Annotated in this window: 18 protein-coding genes and 4 tRNA genes; 8 read left to right on the top strand and 14 right to left on the bottom strand. The window is 61.0% G+C overall.

Features of this window, described 5'->3' with window-relative positions:
* Nucleotides 1-122: 122 nt before the first annotated feature.
* The 5 genes from EPK99_RS18220 to EPK99_RS18240 form a co-directional block, all read right to left on the bottom strand.
* A tRNA-Arg gene (locus EPK99_RS18220) sits at nt 123-199 on the bottom strand.
* 31 nt (nt 200-230) lie between these two features.
* The gene (locus tag EPK99_RS18225; RefSeq protein ID WP_128444518.1) at nt 231-536 is read right to left on the bottom strand and encodes an ETC complex I subunit; all 306 of its coding nucleotides are present in this window, start codon (nt 534-536) and stop codon (nt 231-233) included.
* 50 nt (nt 537-586) lie between these two features.
* Nucleotides 587-663 (bottom strand) — tRNA-Pro (locus tag EPK99_RS18230).
* 95 nt (nt 664-758) lie between these two features.
* On the bottom strand, nt 759-1,235 hold the full coding sequence (locus EPK99_RS18235) for a DUF192 domain-containing protein (RefSeq protein ID WP_128444519.1): 477 nt from the start codon (nt 1,233-1,235) through the stop codon (nt 759-761).
* The gene (locus tag EPK99_RS18240; RefSeq protein WP_128444520.1) at nt 1,235-1,813 is read right to left on the bottom strand and encodes a cold-shock protein; all 579 of its coding nucleotides are present in this window, start codon (nt 1,811-1,813) and stop codon (nt 1,235-1,237) included. Before EPK99_RS18240 ends, EPK99_RS18235 begins: the two co-directional genes overlap by 1 nt.
* 218 nt (nt 1,814-2,031) lie before the next feature.
* Here EPK99_RS18240 and gloA point away from each other — a divergent pair, with 218 nt between their 5' ends.
* The 4 genes from gloA (at nt 2,032) to EPK99_RS18260 (ending at nt 3,551) form a co-directional block, all read left to right on the top strand.
* Nucleotides 2,032-2,472 carry a lactoylglutathione lyase gene (gloA, locus tag EPK99_RS18245; protein ID WP_128444521.1) on the top strand — a complete coding sequence of 147 codons (441 nt, stop codon included), beginning with the start codon at nt 2,032-2,034 and terminating at the stop codon, nt 2,470-2,472.
* A 115-nt stretch (nt 2,473-2,587) separates the two neighbouring features.
* Nucleotides 2,588-3,121 carry a hypothetical protein gene (locus tag EPK99_RS18250; RefSeq protein WP_128444522.1) on the top strand — a complete coding sequence of 178 codons (534 nt, stop codon included), beginning with the start codon at nt 2,588-2,590 and terminating at the stop codon, nt 3,119-3,121.
* Between the two features lie 124 nt (nt 3,122-3,245).
* Nucleotides 3,246-3,320, top strand: a tRNA-Glu gene (locus EPK99_RS18255).
* Nucleotides 3,321-3,476: 156 nt separating this feature from the next.
* Nucleotides 3,477-3,551 (top strand) — tRNA-Glu (locus EPK99_RS18260).
* A 32-nt stretch (nt 3,552-3,583) separates the two neighbouring features.
* On the opposite strand, the gene recJ is transcribed toward EPK99_RS18260, so the two are convergent.
* From recJ to EPK99_RS18280, 4 genes are all read right to left on the bottom strand, one after another.
* A complete protein-coding gene (recJ, locus tag EPK99_RS18265) occupies nt 3,584-5,419 on the bottom strand; it encodes a single-stranded-DNA-specific exonuclease RecJ (RefSeq protein WP_128444523.1) in 1,836 nt (611 codons plus the stop codon).
* Between the two features lie 410 nt (nt 5,420-5,829).
* Nucleotides 5,830-7,149: a homoserine dehydrogenase gene (locus EPK99_RS18270; RefSeq protein WP_128444524.1), complete on the bottom strand. Its 1,320-nt coding sequence runs from the start codon at nt 7,147-7,149 to the stop codon at nt 5,830-5,832.
* 60 nt (nt 7,150-7,209) lie between these two features.
* A complete protein-coding gene (locus EPK99_RS18275; protein WP_128444525.1) occupies nt 7,210-8,430 on the bottom strand; it encodes an LL-diaminopimelate aminotransferase in 1,221 nt (406 codons plus the stop codon).
* Nucleotides 8,431-8,534: 104 nt separating this feature from the next.
* The gene (locus EPK99_RS18280) at nt 8,535-8,948 is read right to left on the bottom strand and encodes a hypothetical protein (RefSeq protein WP_128444526.1); all 414 of its coding nucleotides are present in this window, start codon (nt 8,946-8,948) and stop codon (nt 8,535-8,537) included.
* Nucleotides 8,949-9,070: 122 nt separating this feature from the next.
* Here EPK99_RS18280 and EPK99_RS18285 point away from each other — a divergent pair, with 122 nt between their 5' ends.
* Genes EPK99_RS18285 through radC form a run of 4 tightly spaced genes read left to right on the top strand, consistent with a single transcriptional unit; the run spans nt 9,071 to nt 13,333 of the window.
* Nucleotides 9,071-10,921: a PHA/PHB synthase family protein gene (locus EPK99_RS18285; protein ID WP_245582482.1), complete on the top strand. Its 1,851-nt coding sequence runs from the start codon at nt 9,071-9,073 to the stop codon at nt 10,919-10,921.
* 11 nt (nt 10,922-10,932) lie between these two features.
* Nucleotides 10,933-11,652, top strand: a complete 720-nt coding sequence (gene sfsA / locus EPK99_RS18290) for a DNA/RNA nuclease SfsA (protein ID WP_128444528.1) — start codon at nt 10,933-10,935, stop codon at nt 11,650-11,652.
* A 24-nt stretch (nt 11,653-11,676) separates the two neighbouring features.
* On the top strand, nt 11,677-12,516 hold the full coding sequence (gene map, locus EPK99_RS18295; protein WP_128444529.1) for a type I methionyl aminopeptidase: 840 nt from the start codon (nt 11,677-11,679) through the stop codon (nt 12,514-12,516).
* A gap of 1 nt (nt 12,517) precedes the next feature.
* A complete protein-coding gene (gene radC / locus EPK99_RS18300) occupies nt 12,518-13,333 on the top strand; it encodes a RadC family protein (protein WP_128444530.1) in 816 nt (271 codons plus the stop codon).
* Between the two features lie 28 nt (nt 13,334-13,361).
* On the opposite strand, the gene EPK99_RS18305 is transcribed toward radC, so the two are convergent.
* The 5 genes from EPK99_RS18305 to EPK99_RS18325 form a co-directional block, all read right to left on the bottom strand.
* Nucleotides 13,362-15,173 carry an ABC transporter ATP-binding protein gene (locus tag EPK99_RS18305; RefSeq protein WP_128444531.1) on the bottom strand — a complete coding sequence of 604 codons (1,812 nt, stop codon included), beginning with the start codon at nt 15,171-15,173 and terminating at the stop codon, nt 13,362-13,364.
* 2 nt (nt 15,174-15,175) lie between these two features.
* Nucleotides 15,176-16,960 (bottom strand): gamma-glutamyltransferase family protein, encoded by a 1,785-nt coding sequence (locus EPK99_RS18310; RefSeq protein ID WP_128444532.1) that lies wholly within the window; start codon nt 16,958-16,960, stop codon nt 15,176-15,178.
* A gap of 18 nt (nt 16,961-16,978) precedes the next feature.
* Nucleotides 16,979-17,851, bottom strand: coding sequence for an ABC transporter permease (locus EPK99_RS18315; protein ID WP_128444533.1), 873 nt, complete (start codon nt 17,849-17,851; stop codon nt 16,979-16,981).
* The gene (locus EPK99_RS18320) at nt 17,848-18,795 is read right to left on the bottom strand and encodes an ABC transporter permease (RefSeq protein WP_128444534.1); all 948 of its coding nucleotides are present in this window, start codon (nt 18,793-18,795) and stop codon (nt 17,848-17,850) included. The genes EPK99_RS18315 and EPK99_RS18320 overlap by 4 nt, the downstream gene beginning before the upstream one ends.
* A 73-nt stretch (nt 18,796-18,868) precedes the next feature.
* Nucleotides 18,869-20,377, bottom strand: a complete 1,509-nt coding sequence (locus EPK99_RS18325) for an ABC transporter substrate-binding protein (protein ID WP_128444535.1) — start codon at nt 20,375-20,377, stop codon at nt 18,869-18,871.
* Between the last annotated feature and the right edge of the window lie 13 nt (nt 20,378-20,390).

Raw genomic sequence — 20,390 nt, forward strand, 5'->3', positions numbered from 1 at the left:
AAGCCGCTTCTGTGCCTCCAGAAGCGGCTATATTTTTGCAACGTCGATATCTAACGCCCAATAGGTTTCAGGATCGCAACGCGATGCACACAGATGATCTGCGGAATGGACACACGAAAAAATGGCGACCCCTGCAGGAATCGAACCTGCGACAACCTGCTTAGAAGGCAGGTGCTCTATCCAGCTGAGCTAAGGGGCCTTGACCGTGCGAAGAAGCGGGCTGACCGCTCTCAATGCGTCCAGGGCTGCAAACGGTTGAAGCGGAAATTATCGGGGTAAGACACAACCTGGCGGGCAGCTTCCTTCGGGGGAACGACGCGGTATTCTATGCCTTCGCGCTTGGCATAGGCTTCCGCCTGCTCCTGCGTTTCGAAGTTGAGACGCACCTGCTGCTTCATATCAGCCGAAGACGTGTAGCCGAGGATTGGATCGATCCTGCGTGGCTGCTCCTGGTCAAACTCCAGCACCCAAAGATGAGTCTTGGCCTTGCCGGATTGCATTGCAGATTTTGCCGGACGGTAGATCTTTGCAACCATAGCCTTAACGCACCTCATCAGCCTGAAAAATGAGCCGCCGCAGGAAGCGTTGGTCGGAGTGGAGAGATTCGAACTCCCGACCCTCTGGTCCCAAACCAGATGCGCTACCAGACTGCGCTACACTCCGTTCCTACGTGAGTTGCGAGATACACGGTTCGTCGCCGACCCGCAACAGTAAAACCCACTCGTTCAACCAGAAAAATGATAAGCCGAACAAGCGGCTCAGGACGCATTGCCGATCTGCTTGCTGACGACCTTGTCGCCGGGCTTGATACCCAGCGCCTTGGCGCGGCCTGCATTCAGCTCCAGCACGAAGTGCACCGGTGTTTTGGAATCGATGATATCCCGTGAGTAGGGAACCGCGTCGGCATGAACGGATGAGATGGTCCCATCCTTTTCGATGAACACCATGTCGAGCGGCAGAATGGTATTTTCCATCCACATCTGCACTCGCCGCGTGTCACCAAAGTCGAACAGCATGCCTGCATCCGGCGCCATCTCCTTGCGGAACATCAGGCCCTGCATGCGCTGTTCGTCATCGAGCGCGAGCTCAACAGTAAACTTGTGGGTTTTGTCGCCGGATTTGATCTCGAGGTCCTGACGGGAAAACGTCGCCTGCTGCGCCCAGACGGCGCCCGCCAGACACATAAAAAGCGCCGCGAAGGCGCCTTTGATTAGGATGGAGAAGGAGTTGCGCATCAATGCGACCGGTTTCCGGGGCTGGGATTGTCGGGATGGATTTCCGCCGCCATGAGCCCTTTGTCGCCAGGCCCGAAGCGGACCAAAACCACCTGCCCGGGACGCAGTTCCGCCAGGCCGAATCGACGAAGCGTTTCCATGTGGACGAAGATATCCTCGGTGCCCTCACCTCGCGTAAGGAAGCCGAAACCCTTGGTGCGGTTGAACCATTTGACCAGGGCACGTTCCAGGCCGCTGGTGGGCGTTACCTGCACATGGGTGCGAACCGGCGGCATCTGGGAGGGATGAATCGCGGTCGACTGATCCATGGAAAGAATACGGAAAGCCTGGTAACCCCGGTCCCGCTTCTGGATCATCGCTACGATGCGCGTTCCTTCGAGGATGGTCTGATAGCCGTCGCGCCGTAAACAGGTCACATGCAGAAGAACATCCTGCATGCCATTGTCCGGAATGATAAAGCCGAAACCCTTGGCCACATCAAACCACTTTACCACACCAGTGATCTCGATCAGATCAACCGGCTCGCCGGGGAGCTCCTCGAAACTGGCAATGCCCTTCGATGACATCCTGTCTGCCATATCCTATCGGCCCCTCGATCTACGCGTTACGACATGACGTTAACTGATTCTTAGAGGATAGATTAACATTGCGGTAACCGTCCAGCGCAAGTGTTAGTCCCTGCTATTACCGGCATTTTCTATTCGGAGTGGCTTGCTCCAGGCTGGCGGCTGCTCCATATCCGCCGAGCCTTCCGGCAGGATTTCCGGCCAGCACCAATTTTCATGGAGCACTTCAGATGCGCTATCTCCACACCATGGTTCGCGTCAAAGACCTCGACGCCTCCCTTCACTTCTATACAACCGTCTTGGGGCTCCAAGAGATCCGCCGCTTCGAGAATGAGCAGGGACGCTACACCCTGGTTTTTCTTGCCGCCAGTGACGATTTTGGCGCCGCCAAGGAGCATCTCGCCCCTTGCGTGGAGCTCACCTACAATTGGGATACGGAAGACTATACGGGCGGGCGCAATTTCGGCCATCTCGCTTATGAGGTCGATAATATCTACGAGTATTGCCAGCAGCTGCAGGACAAAGGCATCACGATCAACAGGCCCCCTCGCGAAGGCCGTATGGCCTTCGTCCGCTCACCCGACGGCATTTCGATCGAGCTCCTTCAAAAGGGCGAGAACCTGCCGGTCTCCGAACCCTGGTCTTCCATGCAGAATATCGGCAGCTGGTAATATCCGGTGAGCGGCGGCATTGCCCGCCGCCCCTACCCTTGCCGTTCAACGGCTTCCGGGAGATGCTGTAGGCCACGATTCGCGGAAGCCCGCGATCCGAGCCAAGGGACATGATGTGCCTGCGTCCATCTTCCACATACGCACGACTTGCCGCCACGTGACCGTCGCCTTCTTCATTGCCATCGCGCTCTGCGGCTGCATGACCAACAAGAAGTCGGCTGACGCCTCGAAAGACCCTGTGCAGGCGGAGGGTGAACAGCCGCTGCAGGCCAAGGGAGGAACCACAGCCTCCACTCACTATGTCGATCCTGTGATTGCCAAAGCGTCTTCGCAGCAGCAAGCTAAGGCGGGGCTGCCGGGTTCACCCACCGAGCAACCGTCGCCCACTGCGGCCAGCGCTTTTCCGCCGACGCCGGTGCAAGCGTCAGGATCCATCGCCGGACTGACCACACAGCCCACCGGTGTCCGCGCAGGCAGTTTCAGCATCTTTTCCGCTGGTGCCGCACCCTCAACGGCAGCACCAAACACGGGGGCTGTGCCATCCGGTCCGGGTATCAGCGCAACAACGGGCAGCGTCTATACATCGCACCAACCGCCGGCTTCTACCGCTTGCCCGACCGACAGCGCCGGACTTCCGCTAAACTGCTGATTCGATGGGTATTTCATAATTCTGCGACCAATGAAAACCGGCGTCATTTTTTTGTAAAAAAGATAGACTTCCCGCTTGCGATAAAGAAATCCGCTCTCTATAAGGACGCCACCACGAAGCGCAGGCGCCCTTCGTCTATCGGTTAGGACACCAGATTTTCATTCTGGGAAGAGGGGTTCGACTCCCCTAGGGCGTGCCACTTCACTTATTCCAAAGCTCAAATTTCTCTTTATGTATCGGCACTTGCACGCGATTTCTCGTGCAGGTGATTTTTTGCATTTCTACCTGCCGAAAAACCGCATTTTGCGCTTGCGAGATAGGATTGCCGCCCATATAAGGGCGCCACGGAGCGCACGCGCCCTTCGTCTATCGGTTAGGACACCAGATTTTCATTCTGGGAAGAGGGGTTCGACTCCCCTAGGGCGTGCCACTTCCTCTCCTTTTTCCCTGACCATTCAGTTGCTACGGCGCACGAACCGCATCCAGAAGCCGAAGCTGGATTCGCCTATTGCCCTGCCACTGATCGGCGCTCAGGCAGCCGGCCGCATGGATCTGCATGCCACGGGAATTCAGCAGGAAATTGCCGAGCGGGGTATCAATGGCGCGGAAAGCTATCCCGTCCAGACGGGTTCCATCCAGGGATTCAAGGGTGATCTTCACATGCGCTGCTCCTACCTGGCGCGCGTCCTTGAGCCTGTGCGAGGGAATGGCGAAAACGGGTTGGGCGTGGCCGGAACCGTAGGGTCCCGCCTGTTCCAACTGGTCGAACAATTCCGTGGTTGCACCCGAGGCAGACAAGGCTCCGTCGATCTTCAGGACGTGGTTCGCGACTAGCGCCGGCACGTTGCGGCCTGCCTCCTCCTCGAAAAATGCGCGCAGTTTTCCGAGATTGGATCGCTCGACGGTCAGCCCCGCCGCCATGGCGTGGCCCCCGCCCTTCACCAGCAGCCCGGCATCCACTGCGGCTCGCACCATGCGGCCCATGTCGAAGCCGTTGATGGAGCGGCCCGAACCGGCGCCTTTGCCAGACGGATCGAAGGCGATGGCAAAGGCCGGTCGCTTGAACTTTTCCTTCAGCCGCGCCGCGATCAGGCCCACAATGCCCGGATGCCAGTTGTCGCGCGCCGTCAGAAGCACGGAAACGCCCTCGCCGTTTCCATATTCGGCCAGCACTTCAGCCTCTGCTTCCGCCAGCATGGCAGCCTCCATGGCTTGACGCTCGCGGTTAAGGTCGTCCAAGCGTCCGGCGATCTCTTCAGCTTCGATAGTGTCGTCTATCGTCAGAAGACGGCTGCCGAGCGCGGCATCCCCGATGCGGCCACCTGCATTGATTCTCGGGCCGATCAGGAAGCCGAAATGATAGGGAGAGACAGGACCGCCGAGACCCGCCTTGCGAAACAGCGCCGCCAGCCCGGCATTACCCATGTGACGCGCTGCCAGCAGGCCCTTGACGACATACGCCCGGTTGAGACCCTTAAGCGGCACCACGTCGCAGACTGTCGCAAGGGCCACGATATCGAGCCAGGCCAGAAGATCGAGCGACCTTGCCTTTGCGTCGCCGCGCTCCCGCATAAGACGCGCCGCCGCCACCAGAACCAGGAAGACGACGCCTGCGGCGCAGAGATGCCCCTGCCCCGACAGATCGTCCTCCCGGTTGGGATTGACCAGCGCCAGGCATGGCGGCAGTTCGTGACCAAGCTGGTGGTGGTCTATCACCACCACGTCTATTCCCTCGTCGCGAGCTGCCGCCAGTGCGTCATGGCTGGTCGATCCGCAATCGACGGTGACGATCAGCCGCGCGCCGCGGCCGATCAATTGGCGAATCGCGGCCGGATTTGGCCCATAGCCCTCGAAGATACGGTCCGGAATATAGATCTCGGCTTCCACGCCGAAGTGACGAAGGAACCGGTAAAGCAGGGCCGACGAAGAGGCTCCATCGACGTCGTAGTCGCCGAAGATCGCCACACGCTCGCCGCGATCAATGGCAGTCGCCAGCCGGCCCACTGCCTTTTCGCAATCTGTCAGCGTGAAAGGGTCGGGCATCAGCGAGCGGAGGGTGGGATCGAGGAAGGCGGGCGCATCGTCCAAGGTCACGCCGCGGCCGGCCAGCACACGCGCCACCAACTCTGGAATGCCGTGGATCTGGGTGATTGCCAACGCCCGGTTCTGCGCCGCCTGATCGAGGCGCGATACCCAGCGCTGTCCGCTCGCCGACTGCTCGACGTTCAGAAAAGCACGCGGCACCGGATCGACGGGTGTGGTCGATAGCGGACCAACCAGAGTTTCTCTCGTGTTCATCCGCCGCTTTTAGCGCATACAGACCGAAACAGAAACAGGCTCAGCCACCGTTTGAAACGCCACGAAAACGCTAGTGCAAAAGCGCCAACACAAGCGGCATGGCCACAATACCGGCTGCGGCGGCGACAAAGATCAATATAGGCGTCCAGTTACGGCTCTCGTCGGGCGGAGCTAAGGGTCTGTCCCAATCGCGCGAGTATACAAGCCGCAGGTGCACGGCTTTGCCATGTCTCCGACTGGCAATCGTATGACTATGACTTCCCCTGGGGGTATCCTCCAAAGAAATCACTCAAGCGCCTCCTCGCGGCTGGTGACTATGTTTATCGAGGATACAGCGAACCGGTCGCCCCCGCCAGCCGAAAGCTTACCCTCCAGCCAGAAAACTGCCGGCGACACGCCGAAGGCCCGCCTCAGAAGGCTTTCGGGCGTTCGATACGGATCACCTGCGGCTCGCCAGCAAGATAGCTCTCCGCCTTGATGGCATCGACAGCCTTGCGGACCGAGTCTTCCATGGTCGCATGGGTGACGAGGATGATCGTCTTGGCCGTGTCGCTGCCGTCGGGCTTGGCCCGCTGCACGATCGATTCGAGCGAGATGTTGTTTGCGGCCATGCAGGCGGCAATGCTGGCGAAGACGCCCGTCCGGTCGGCGACCGTCAGGCGGATGAAATATCCGCCCTCATGGCTCCGCATCTGTGCCCGCCTGTAGGGCGCAAGCGATGCGGCCGGCGTTCCCAGAACCGGCACCCGCTGCGCACCGGGGCTGCTCTTGGCGATATCGGCAATGTCACCCAGCACGGCAGAAGCGGTCGCATCGCCACCGGCGCCAGGGCCAACCATCAACAACTCGCCAAGAATATCGGATTCGACCGCGACTGCGTTCGTGACGCCATCGACCTGCGCAATCACAGAATCGCGCGGCACCATGGTCGGATGAACGCGCTGCTCAATGCCGGTTTCGGTGCGTTGGGCAACGCCGAGAAGCTTGATCCGGTAGCCGAGATCGGCAGCCGCATGGATGTCCTCGATGGTGATATTGCTGATGCCTTCGAGATAGATCTCGTCCGGCGCAATCTCCGTTCCGAAGGCAAGCGTCGTGAGGATGGACAGTTTGTGGGCCGTGTCATTGCCTTCGATGTCGAAGGACGGATCGGCTTCCGCATAACCCAATCGCTGCGCCTCCGCCAGGCAATCGGCAAAGGACAGCCCCTCCTTCTCCATCCGCGTCAGGATGTAGTTGCAGGTGCCGTTCATGATCCCGTAGACGCGGGACACGGTATTGCCGGTCAGCGATTCGCGCAGCGCCTTGATCACCGGAATGCCGCCTGCAACGGCTGCCTCGAAATTGAGGAGGACACTCTTTTCCTCTGCGATCCGCGCCAACTTGACGCCAGAGGCCGCAAGCAGCGCCTTGTTGGCGGTTACCACATGGAGACCGCGCTGCAGGGCAGCTTCTACCGAACGCGCAGCGGAACCTTCCGCGCCACCCATCAACTCGACGAAGACGTCGATGTCAGCCTCGGCAGCGAGTGCCTCCGCGGTGTCGAACCAGGCTGCGCGGGACAGATCTATACCACGGTCACGGCTCTTGTCGCGTGCCGTAACAGCTGTGATCTCGATTGGCCGGCCGCAGGTGATCGCAAGTTCGTTTGCGCGGCTGTGGATGATCCGGACCAGCGAGGCACCCACAGTGCCTAGACCCGCAATGCCAACTTTGAGGGCGTCTGTCATAAATGTCTTCCTGGGATTCGAAGGCAGCGGCCCGGACGGACCACCGCAGAGGGAGGTAAATCAGCGGCGCGTGTTGAGCGTAATCACGTTGTGCATCGTCTCATCGACCGTCGAGAGGAAACGCTTGATATTGCGCGCGGCCTGGCGGATGCGGTGCTCGTTCTCCACCAGCGCAAGGCGGACGTAATCATCGCCGTTTTCCCCGAAGCCTATGCCTGGAGCCACCGCAACGTCGGCCTTCTCAACGAGCAGCTTGGAGAATTCCAGCGAGCCGAGATGACGGAACTTTTCCGGGATCTTTGCCCAGGCAAACATTGTGGCAGGCGGCGGCGGCACATCGAAGCCGGCCTTGCCGAAGCTCTCGACCATGACGTCGCGGCGGCGACGGTAGACAGAGCGAACCTCTGCAATGTCGGAGCCGTCGCCATTCAGCGCATGGGTGGCTGCCACCTGGATCGGCGTGAAGGCGCCGTAATCGAGATAGGACTTCACCCGCGTCAGCGCCGAAATCAGGCGCTCATTGCCGACGGCAAAGCCCATGCGCCAGCCGGGCATGGAAAAGGTCTTCGACATGGAGGTGAATTCCACCGCCACATCCATAGCGCCCGGCACCTGCAGGACCGATGGCGGCGGCGCGTTTTCGTCGAAGTAGATTTCCGAATAGGCAAGGTCGGATAGCACGATGAGGTCGTGCTTCTTCGCGAAGGCGACGACGTCGCGGTAGAAATCGAGGCTGGCGACATGCGCCGTCGGGTTCGACGGATAGTTGACGATGAGGGCCAGCGGCTTCGGGATCGAATGCTTCACGGCCCGTTCCAGAGGCGCGAAGAAGCTGTCATCCGGCTCCACGGACATGGAGCGGATCACCCCCCCCGCCATCAGGAAGCCGAAGGCATGGATGGGATAGGTCGGGTTCGGGCACAGAATGACGTCGCCCGGCGCGGTGATGGCTTGCGCCATATTGGCGAAACCTTCCTTGGAGCCGAGGGTTGCGACCACCTGCGTGTCGTGGTTCAGCTTCACACCAAAGCGGCGGGCATAATAGGCGGCCTGAGCGCGCCGCAAACCCGGAATGCCTTTGGACGACGAATAGCGATGGGTACGCGGGTCCTGGACCACTTCGCACAGCTTGTCGACAATGCCCTGCGGGGTCGGAAGGTCAGGATTGCCCATGCCGAGATCGATAATGTCGGCGCCGCCAGCTCGCGCGCTCGCTTTCAAACGGTTGACCTGTTCGAAAACATAGGGCGGCAGACGCCGGACTTTATGAAACTCTTCCATGGCTTTTTCCCGAGTGAAAGGACGCAGCAGGCTCACCCGATCCCGCTTCGCCGCCTACCTTAAGCGATTTGCGCTTTGCGGCCAAATCTTTCGAAAGGCAAGCGCTACTTGGCGCCTTCGGCTGCAATATCGGCCAAAGCATCATTGCCGTGCTGAGCGGCGAGCTTGCGATATTCGGCTACTCGGCGCTTATATTCTGCCTCGGAAATTGTGCCGGACTTGCGGGCCCTTGCAAGAGCTGCCATGCGCGGCTCGCTCTTCTGGTAATCCGCGTCCTCGATCTGCTCGTTGGCTGCCGTCAAGGTCGGCGCGAAAGTCGGGTAAGTGCCGGTATCGCGGCGGGTCAATGGGCCGGGCGGCGGGGCCGTCCTGGACTGGACGATAACAGCAGGCGGCGGCGTGTTTGGAATGCCGTCATCGAGCGCGAAGCTTTTGCTATTGCACCCGGACAAGCCAGGCAATGCTGCCACAGCCGTAAGAAACGCAAGGCGGCTCGGCCAATGCCTCAGTTTATCCATGTCTTTAACCCAATCTCCGTCGCCCCAGACGTCCACCAGCCATGCCGGTGGCTGGCACTTGTATTCGCTTTCGGGCACAATGTACAAACGAAAACAACCAACAACCAGTGGAGAGACCGCACGTGGCGGACAAGACCGAAGAGAAGGGGGCAGCCGGAGCAGATTTTCCGGGCTTCGACCCCAAGTCGGTCGAGGCCTACCTGGTCAAGGACCCGCAGGCGCTGGCCACAAACCTTGCCAAGGCCATGGAAAATCTCGGCCAAGCCGCTTCTGCCTGGCTTGAACCACGGGAAAGCGGCAAGTCCGGCGATTCTCTCGCAGACCCGTTCGTCGATGCGGTCCGCACTCTTTCGAAGGTCGCCGAATACTGGATCTCCGAGCCGCAACGTACGCTCGAGGCACAGACCCTGCTGCTCTCCAGCTATATCGGCATATGGACGCGGTCGCTCAACCAGTTCGCCGGCAAGCCGGTCGAGCCGGAACCGGAGCCGCCCCGAAAGGACAGGCGCTTCACCGACGAGGACTGGACCAGCAACCCCTTCTTCGCATTTTTGAAGCAGACCTACCTTGTCACGACCGCATGGGCGGAAAAACTGGTGACCGAGGCGGAAGGGCTGGACGACAGCACGCGTGAGAAGGCTCTCTTCTATCTCAAGCAGGTCACGGCGGCGCTCTCGCCCTCCAACTTCGCGTTCACCAACCCCGAGGTCTACCGGCAGACGGTCGCCACAAGCGGCGCCAATCTCGTTGCCGGCATGAGGATGCTGGCCGAGGACATAGCCGCCGGTGGCGGTCAGTTGAGGCTGCGGCACACGGATGCCACGCGCTTTGCCATCGGGCACAATATGGCTTTGACGCCCGGCAAGGTCGTGGCGCGCAACGAGCTGTGCGAAATCCTCCAATACGAGCCGACCACCGAGACGGTGCTAAAGCGCCCTCTCCTCATCGTGCCACCCTGGATCAACAAGTTCTATATTCTGGACCTGACGCCGGAAAAAAGCTTCATCAAGTGGTGCGTCGATCAGGGCCATACGGTCTTCGTCATCTCCTGGGTGAACCCCGATTCGAGCCACGCTGCGATGGGCTGGGAATCCTACATGTCCGAGGGGATCGATTTTGCACTCGACACCATCGAGGCGGTAACATCCGAGCCCGAGGTCAATGCGATCGGCTATTGCGTCGGCGGCACGCTGCTTGCTGCAACACTCGCCTACCATGCCCAGAAGAAGAAGAATCGGCGCGTCGCATCCGCCACCTTCCTGACCGCGCAGGTGGACTTCACCCATGCCGGCGATCTCAAGATCTTCGTGGACGAGGACCAGATTGCAACGCTGGAAAAACACATGGAGACGACAGGCTATCTTGCCGCAGCCAAGATGGTCAGCGTCTTCAATATGCTGCGGGCGTCCGAGCTCATCTGGCCCTATGTGGTGAACAACTATCTCAAGGGTCGCGAACCGCCGCCCTTCGACCTCCTCTACTGGAACTCCGACGCCACACGGCTGACGGCGGCAAACCATGCCTACTACCTGCGCAACTGCTACCTCAACAACCGGCTGAGCAAGGGCGAGATGACGCTTGCCGGCACGGTCGTCTCGCTTGAGGACATCACGCTGCCGGTCTTTAATCTCGCGACCCGTGAGGACCACATCGCGCCGGCAAAATCCGTTTTCCTTGGCTCGGCGCTGTTCGGCGGTCCGGTGGAATTTGTGCTTTCCGCCTCGGGCCATATTGCCGGGGTGATCAATCCCCCCGAGCGGAAGAAATACCAGTTCTGGACCGGCGGTAAACCGGAAGGCACGTTCGAAGACTGGATGGCCGCCGCGCAGGAGACCAAGGGATCATGGTGGCCGCATTGGCAGAAATGGATCGAGGACAAGTCAAACGAACGCGTTGCGGCGCGAAAGCCCGGCGGCTCGGCTCTCACCCCGCTCGGCGACGCACCCGGAACCTATGTGCTCGTCCGTGCCTGAGACCTTGTAGGATGCAGTTCGACCCTCCGCTGGTGCCGGCGCGCCTTCTGCAGCGCTACAAGCGCTTCCTGTTCGATGCGGTTCTGGAAGACGGAACGGCCTTTACCGGCTTCTGCCCCAATACCGGTTCCATGCTCGGGCTGACCTCCCCCGGTTCCCGCATCTGGGTCTCGCTGCATGACAGCCCGACCCGCAAATACCGCCACATGTTCGAAATGGTCGAGGTCGATGGCGAAATGATCGGCGTCAATACCGGCCTGCCCAACCGCCTCGCCGAAGAGGCGATCGTCAAGGGCGTCATCCCGGCGCTCGCCGAGTACCGCACGCTCCTGCGCGAACAGCGCTATGGACGCAATTCACGCATCGATCTGCTGCTGAGGCAGGGTGGTTTGCCTGACGCCTATGTGGAGGTGAAGAACGTCCATTTCAGCCGCAGCGCTGGTTTGGCGGAGTTTCCTGACACCGTGACCAAGCGAGGCGCCAAGCATTTGGAAGAACTGGGCGATATGGCCGAGCTTGGTCACCGTGCGGTCATGCTCTACCTCATCCAGCGGCACGACTGCGAGCGCTTCAGAATATGCGGCGACCTCGATCCCGCCTATGCAGCCGCCTTCGGACGCGCCAGGCGCCGAGGCGTGGAAGCCTATGCAATCTGCTGCCGGGTAACGCCGCAGGAAATCGCCCCGTCCGGTCTGGTAGAGATAGACGAACCCCGTCTTGCTGCTTTATGAACGGGGAGTTGCGAGAGAATAGTCATGGTGAATTATATCGAGGCGGTTTCCGCCCCCCTGAAGAACACGGGCGCGATCCGGCTTTACGATACTGCGGACGACTTTGCAGGCATGCGCAAGGCCTGCCTGCTGACAGCGCGCTGCCTGGATGAGTTGGCGGCAATCGTCAAGCCGGGTATCACCACCAGCGCCATCGACCGCTTCGTGTTCGAATTCGGCATGGACCATGGCGCACTTCCCGCCACCCTGCACTACCGGGGCTACAAATACTCCGTCTGCACATCCATCAACCATGTGGTCTGTCACGGCATGCCGGACGACAAGCCGCTGCGCGAGGGCGACATCGTCAACATCGACGTCACCTATATCCTCGATGGCTGGCACGGGGATTCCAGCCGCATGTACCCGGTCGGCCAGATCAAGCGGGCGGCGGAACGTCTGCTGGAAGTCACCTATGAATGCCTGATGCGTGGCATTGCAGTGGTACGGCCGGGTGTACGCACCGGCGCCATCGGCGAAGCAATCCAGACCTACGCCGAAGCCGAACGATGCTCCGTCGTGCGCGATTTCTGCGGCCATGGCGTCGGCCGCCTGTTCCACGATTCGCCGAACATCCTGCATTACGGCCGCGCCGACGAGGGCCCCGAAATGAAGGAGGGCATGATCTTCACGATCGAGCCGATGATCAATCTCGGCAAGCCGCATGTGAAAGTGCTGTCCGACGGCTGGACAGCCGTCACCCGCGATCGATCACTGTCTGCCCAATACGAGCACGCGGTGGGGGTGACGGCGACGGGATGCGAGATCTTCACGCTTTCCCCAGCCGGGCTCGACCGTCCCGGTCTCGCGCCGCTTCCGAGGTAACATGACCAAGCGTCCTGCCCCGCCGGTGCCAAGGACTGAAAGCGAGCAGACCTCCCTTCTGGAGGACGAGCGCGGCTTTTTTGCCGAACAGCTCGCCAAGCCGAAAAACGCCCGAAAAACGGTTCGCCCGTTAGACGAGACGCCGCCCGAGCATTTTCATGGACATCGGGAGAGGCTGCGCGAAAAATATCGAGACCATGGTGACACCTCGCTTGCCGACTACGAAATTCTCGAACTGCTTCTCTTCCGCTCCATCCCACGACGGGACACGAAGCCGCTGGCCAAGGCTCTGATTGGCAGGTTCGGAAACCTAGCTGGGGTGATCGGCGCGCCGCTCGGTCTGCTACAGGAAATGAAGGGCGTTGGCGAAGCGGTCGCGCTAGACTTGAAGCTGGTTGCGACGGTTGGACAGCGGATGCTGAAAAGCGAATTGCGTGAAAAGCAGGTGCTCTCTTCGTGGTCCTCGGTGATTGACTATTGCCACGCCGCCATGGCCTACGAGTCGCGCGAGCAATTTCGGATCCTGTTCCTCGACAAGCGCAATGTCCTGATCGCCGACGAAGTTCAGGGCCATGGAACGGTCGATCACACGCCGGTCTATCCGCGGGAAGTGGTGCGGCGGGCACTGGAGCTTTCCGCCACCGCCATCATTCTCGTCCACAACCATCCGAGCGGCGACCCGACACCGTCGCGAGCCGACATCGACATGACGAAGACCATCGTCGATACGGCAAAGCCCCTCGGCATCACCGTCCACGACCACATCATCATCGGCAAGGATGGGCATGTCAGCCTGAAGGGGCTGAGGATGATTTGACCGGCGTCAGAAGCTTGGCACCAGATCGTCACCCCACCTGTACCAGATGCCCTGCCGAGACCTCGCGATACTCCCGCTTAGGCGGCTGGTAATCCATGCCGCGAACCGCGCTTTTCAGTTCGTCATTTGAGATCCCCCGTCGGATGCCGCGCCGGGCAGGATCCGGCACTGGCACGGCCGCCATGAGCTTCTTCGTATAGGCATGCTGCGGATTGTCGAAGACCGCGACGCGCGGGCCGATCTCCACGATTTCGCCTAGATACATGACCGCGACGCGGTGGCTGACGCGCTCCACCACAGCCATATCGTGGGAGATGAACAGGAAAGCCAGGTTCAGGCTCTGCTGCAGGTCGAGAAGAAGGTTGCAGACCTGCGCCTTGATCGAGACGTCCAGCGCCGACACGCTTTCGTCGGCGACGATCAGCTTGGGGTCGAGAGACAGCGCCCGGGCAATCGCGATGCGCTGGCGCTGGCCACCCGAAAACTCGTGCGGATAGCGTCTGGCCATATCGGTCGAAAGGCCGACCTTTTCCAGCAGATCCGCAGTCTTGTCTTTTGCCTGCCTAGCCGTTCCGAGCTTGTGCTTGACGAAGGGTTCTGCGATGGCGGCGCCGACCGTCATACGTGGGTTCAGCGATGAAAACGGGTCCTGGAAAATCATCTGGACGGATTTGCGCATGCCTCTCAGGCCTACCGGGTCCAGCCGCAGCACGTCATAGCCGTCGAGCTCGATCTGACCTCCGGTCGGCTCCACGAGACGCATGATGGAACGGCCGGTGGTGGACTTACCGCAGCCCGACTCGCCCACCAGTGACAGCGTCTCGCCCTGGAAGAGGTCGAAGGAGACGTTCTCGACGGCATGGACCGAGCCGGTCTGGCGCGACAGCAGGCCGGAGCGAATCGGGAAGCGCGTGACGAGGTTCTTGACGGCAAGGATCGGCGTCATGCCCTTGGACACCGTCCCGGCAACTTCGACCGGTTCCGTCGCCAGGCCAGTTTTCATGTCGACCACCGGGAAACGCGTTGGCCATGGTCGGTTTTCCATGGAACCCAGTTTCGGCACGGCCGACAGGAGCGCCCTCGTATAGGGGTGCTGTCCGTGGTGGAAGATCTCTGCCGTCAGTCCCGTCTCCACCTGCTCGCCGCGATACATGACGATCGTGCGGTCGGCAATTTCGGCGACCACCCCCATATCATGGGTGATGAAGAGGACGGACATGCCCTCCTCCTCCTGCAGGATCTTGATGAGGTCGAGGATCTGTCCCTGAATGGTGACATCGAGCGCCGTCGTCGGTTCGTCGGCGATCAGCAGTTTGGGCCGGGAGGCCAGCGCCATGGCAATCATCACCCGCTGGCGCATGCCGCCGGAGAATTGGTGAGGATAGTCATCGAACCGCGCCGAGGCATTCGGGATGCGTACCTTTTCCAAAAGCCGGACCGTCTCTGCCCGCGCATCCTGCTTCGACAGTCCCTTGTGCCGGGTAAGAACTTCCGAGATCTGTCGGCCGATCGTGAAGATCGGGTTGAGCGAGGTCATCGGCTCCTGGAAGATCATCGAGACCTCGTTACCCCGCACACCACGCATCTCCTTTTCGGAGAGCGATAGGAGATCCCTACCCGATAGCATGACATGCCCCTCGATCCGGCTCGACGCGGTGTCCAGCAGCCGCATGATGGACAGAGATGTCACGCTCTTTCCGGAACCGGATTCGCCGACGATCGCAACCGTCTCGCCGGCACCGACATCGAAAGAGGCCTTGCGCACCACACTCTTCCATTCGCCATCGACAAGAAAGGAGGTGGTGAGATCGCGGACGGAAAGAATGGGTGTGCCGGCCATGATCACCGCCCTATCGCATAAGCTTGCATGAGGCGCGGCGTGGCTGCTGCCCGCAGCAATCCGTCCGCATCGCGGCGCGCGGCGGTCAGCCGGCCAACCGTCCATTCGTCGGCGACGGTGACCTTATGGCCGCGGCGGCGGAGCTCGTCGAGCGTCTCCGTGCCGATATTGCTTTCCACCATGATCTCGCCCGGCGAACTGGTGCGCGGATAGAAGGAACCCGGGAAATGCGAGGTGTGGAAGAGCGGCATGTCGATCGAGGCTTGGAGGTTCTTGCCGTGGTGGACATAGCGCAGGAAAAACGGAAGCTGCCACTGGTCCTGCTGGTCGCCGCCGGGCGTGCCGAAGACCATGCTTGGGCGTCCCTGATGGAGCGCCAGCGAGGGGGTCAGCGTCGTGCGCGGCCGCTTGCCGGGTGCGAGCGACGTCGGTAGTCCGTCCTTCAGCCAGAACATCTGGGCGCGGGAGTTCAAGGCAAAGCCGAGACCCGGCACGATCGGCGAAGACTGCAGCCAGCCGCCGGAGGGCGTGGTCGAAACCATGTTGCCCCAGCGGTCGATGACGTCGATATGCACCGTGTCGCCACGCTTCTCGGTCAAATGCGACATGGTCGGTTCGTAGACGGTGCCGGTTCCACTCATCTCGGCCAGCATGGCCATGGTCGCATCCAGCTGGCGCTCATAGCCGGGCACACTGCCGGGACGCAACTCGAGGGAAGCCTGGCTGCCGATCAGCTTGCGGCGTTCGTTGTTATAGGCGTCGGAGAGGAGATATTCTGTCGGGATCTGGCCGAATTCCGGGTCGCCGTAATAGACTTCGCGGTCGGCGAAGGCGAGTTTCATTGCCTCGACCACCGTGTGGACGAAGTCCGGCCCAGTCGGGTCCATGGCGGCGAGGTCGAAGCCCTTCAGCAGCGCTAGTGATTGCAGGAGGACAGGTCCCTGCCCCCAGGCCGGTGTCTTGGCGACCGTCCAGTCATGATAGTCGTAGGTCTGCGGCGCCTCGACCGTGGCGCTCCAGCCGGCCATGTCCTGCGCCGTCAGCACGCCCTTGTGCTTCATGCCGCTTGCGTCCATGACCTCCGCGGTCTGAACGTAACTGTCGATCGCCTCCGCAACAAACCCGCGGTAGAAGGCGTCGCGGGCGGCTTCGATCTGATCTTCTCGGCCCGTTTTTGCCTCCGCTTCCGAGATGATTCTCGTCCAGGTCTGGGCTAGAACGGGATTCCTGAAATTGGCGAGCGGTTCGGGGGCAGATCCGCCCGGCAGCCATGTTTCGTAGGAGGTCGGCCACTCCTTCTCGAAGAAACTGCCGAGACCCTTGATGGTGGCGGAAACGCGCGCCAGGACCGGGTGACCCTGCTCGGCATAATAGATCGCAGGCTCCAGTACCTCGCGCACGCTCATGGTGCCGTAGTCGCGCAGCATCAGCATCCACCCGTCGAAGGCGCCGGGGATCACGGTTGCAAGAAGACCGTCGCCGGGGATCAGCTTCAGGCCCTCGGCCGTATAATGCTCGATCGTCGCGCCGGCCGGTGCAGGTCCCTGGGCGCAGATGACCTCGACCTTGTCCTTGCTCTTGGAGTAGAAGACAGCCGGCATGTCGCCGCCCGGGCCGCAGAGATGCGGCTCGACGATCTGCAGCACAAAGCCGGTCGCCACGGCCGCATCGAAAGCATTGCCGCCCTTTTCGAGGATCGACATGCCGACCGCCGAGGCAATCCAGTGGGTCGATGTCACGACGCCAAAAGTGCCAAGGATTTCGGGACGTGTGGTGAATTCAGTCATTTACAGGTTCCTTGCAAATCATGCTTCGCGGGGATCGAGCGCGTCGCGCAGGCCGTCGCCGAGAAGGTTGAAGCCGATGACGACCAGGAAGATCGCCGCGCCGGGCCACATGGCCATCCAGGGCGCCTGGCTGAGGAAGTTCTTGGCCACGTTCAGCATCGATCCCCAGGACGGAGACGGAGGCTGCTGCCCAAGCCCGAGGAAGGAAAGGCTCGCCTCGGCGATGATGGCGGTGGCGACGGTGAGCGTAGCCTGGACGATGATGGGCGCCACGATGTTGGGCAGGATGTAGCGCAGCATGATCTCGAAATGGTTGAGGCCGACAGCGCGCGCGCCCTCAACATAGTCCTCCGTCTTGACGGCAAGCACCTGTCCGCGGGTCAGACGTATGAAGAGCGGTGTGGCCGAGACGCCGATGGCGATCATGGCGTTCGTGAGGCTCGGGCCAAGGAAGGCGGCGAGTGCAATCGCCATGATCAGGAAGGGCATGGCAAGCAGTGCTTCCGTGACGCGCGAGATCACCATGTCCACCCAGCCGCCGAAATAGCCGGCGACGAGGCCGAAGGGCACACCGATGACCAATGCGATGACGACGGAAAAGACACCCGCCATCAGCGAGGCTCGGGCGCCCCAAATCATCCGGGCGAGGATATCGCGGCCGAGGTCGTCGGTGCCCAGCCAATGGGCCGCCGATGGCGCCTTGCGGATCGCCGACCAGCTCGTGGCGATCGGATCCGGAATGGGCAGGAGCGGTGCGGCAATGGCGAGCAGCGCGAAGAAGGCGACGATGCAGAGCCCGACCAGAGCGCTCCGGTTTCGCTTCATCTTGCGCCAGGCGCGGCTCTGCTCCCGCTTTGCCGGAATGGGCAGGGTTTGATCGACGGCGGTCATATCGTTGCCCTCAGACGGGGGTTGAGGAGGACATAGGCGACGTCGGCGATCAGGTTCATGAGGATGAAGCCGACCGCGGTGCACAGCACGATACCCTGCACCACCGCGTAGTCGCGGTTGAAGACCGCATCGACCGTCATCTTGCCGAAGCCGGGAATGGTGAAGATCTGCTCAGTCAGGACGGCGCCCGCCAGAAGCTCGCCAAACAGAAGCGCAAGCAAGGTGACCACCGGCAGGAGGGCATTGCGAAAGCTGTGCGAGAGGATGATTTCGCGCGGAGACAGGCCCTTGGCGCGCGCGGTTCGAATATAATCAGCACTCATGACGCCTACCATGGCCGAGCGCGTGTGCCGCATGAGTGTTGCCGCAAGCGCATTGCCGAGTACAAAGGCGGGCATGACCATGGTCTGCAGCGAGCGAACCGGATCGACGAAGATCGATTCATAGCCGGATGCCGGAAGCCAGCCAAGCTTCACCGAGACCAGGAGGATCAGCATGATGCCGAGCCAGAAATTGGGGATAGACAGGCCGGTCAGCGCCACGATGTTGGCGACATAGTCGATCCAGGTATTCTTCTTGACGGCCGCCAGGATGCCGATCGGGATGCCGATCACCATGGCGAAGAACATCGCCATGGTGGCGAGCTGGATCGTTACCGGCAGCTTCTGGCCGATGAGCTCCAGAACCGGCTGGTTGGTGCGCAGGGAAATGCCGAAATCGCCGGTCAATATGCCTCCCAGCCAGGAGAAATACTGGAGGATGATCGGATCGTTGAGGTGGTATTTGGCCCGCAGGAATTCGAGCGTCGCCGGGTCGCGCTCCTCGCCGGCCATGGCCAGGATCGGATCGCCTGGCAGCAGCTTCTGCAGCGAGAAGACGAAGATCGAGATGATCAGCAGGGTCGGGATCGCGACCAGCAGCCGTTTTCCGATGTAGACAGGCATGACATCGCCCTCATGAGGTTGTGGGCTCGTCCAGACCACCCGGATCATCCGGGCGGCCCGAGACAGGGACGGCTTACTTCTTGGATACGCCGAGCAGCCGGATCATCCCGTCCGGCGACGGCGCAAAGCCGGATACCTTCTTGGAGATGGCATAGGCATAAGGCTGGTGACCGAGATAGATAATCGGCATGTCGTCATTCAGGATGACGGCGGCGGCATCATATTTCTGCTTGCGGACCGCGTCGTCCGTGGAGGTACGAGCTTCGTTCAGAAGCTTGTCCACTTCGGGATTGCAGTATTTCACGTCGTTGATGCCGCCCTTGCAGGTGACGAACTGGTGGATATTGCCATCGGGATCGATGCGGCCCGACCAGTCGGAACGGCTCAGCTGATAGTTGCCGGCTGTCTGCTCCGAGAGCAGCGTCGCGAATTCGGTGGACTTCAGCGTCACGTTGAAGCCCGCCTCTGCGACCATGGACTGAATGACCTGCATCATCTGAGTCTGCGTCGTGTTGTTGGCATGCTGCAGCTCGATATCAAGGGTTTCGTAGCCGGCTTCTTTCATCAGCTTCTTGGCCTTTTCCACGTCGCGGGCGGGGACGGGAATATCCTTGTCGAACCACGGGCTCGACGGCGGGAAAGCCTGGTTGCCGGCCATGGCCGTCCCTTCGAAGACGATCTGGCTGATCGCCTCGCGATCAATCGCCAGCGAAAAGGCTTCGCGCAGGCGCTTGTCCTTGCCGAGCGGGTTGTCGGCGCGCGGACCATTGGCGATGTTGACATACATCGCCATGTAACCGGGGCCGATGATGTCGGCATAGGTGAGCTTCGGATCGTTCTTCACCGATTCCGCATCGGAGGCCGAGATACGCTCGGCGATGTCCAGATCGCCGGAGCGGAGGTTCGCCAGCTTCACGGTTGTATCCGGGATCGGCAGGTAGGTGACCTTGTCGACCAGCACCTTGTCCTTGTCCCAGTAGTCCGCGAACTTCTCAAGCACGATGCGGTCCTGCTGGATGCGTTCGACGAACTTGAACGGGCCGGCGCAAACCGGATGGCTGCCGAAGTTGGCACCGAGTTCCTTGGCGGCCTTGGGCGAAACGATCACACCGGCACGGTCGGATAGCTGGGCAAGCAGCGTCACGTCCGGCGACTTCAGGGTGAACTTCACCTCGTATTCGCTTGTCGCTTCCACCTTTTCGACGGAGGAAAGCTCGCTTTTGCGGCGCGATTCCGGCAGCGTCAGATTGCGCTGGATGGTGTAGACCACCGCTTCGGCATTGAAGGGCGTCTCGTCCTGGAACTTGACGCCTTGGCGCAGCTTCATGGTCAGCACCTTGCCGCCTTCGGACCACGCCCATTCGGTCGCGAGCTGAGGGACGATCTTCATGTCCTGCGAGATATCGACCAGCTTGTCGCACATGGCCGTGTAGACGATGCGGCCGACAAAGGTGCGGGACTGGGCGGGGTCGAGAACGTCTGCATCGTCATTGAGCCCAATCCGCAGTTCAGTCGAAAGCGCTGGGAAGGCTAGCAGTGCGCCGGTAAGCAGCGTGGTGGTGAATCTGGTCGTCCTGTTCATCGTCTTTCCTCTG

This window comes from Neorhizobium lilium, assembly GCF_004053875.1.
GTDB classification, from domain to species: domain Bacteria; phylum Pseudomonadota; class Alphaproteobacteria; order Rhizobiales; family Rhizobiaceae; genus Neorhizobium; species Neorhizobium lilii.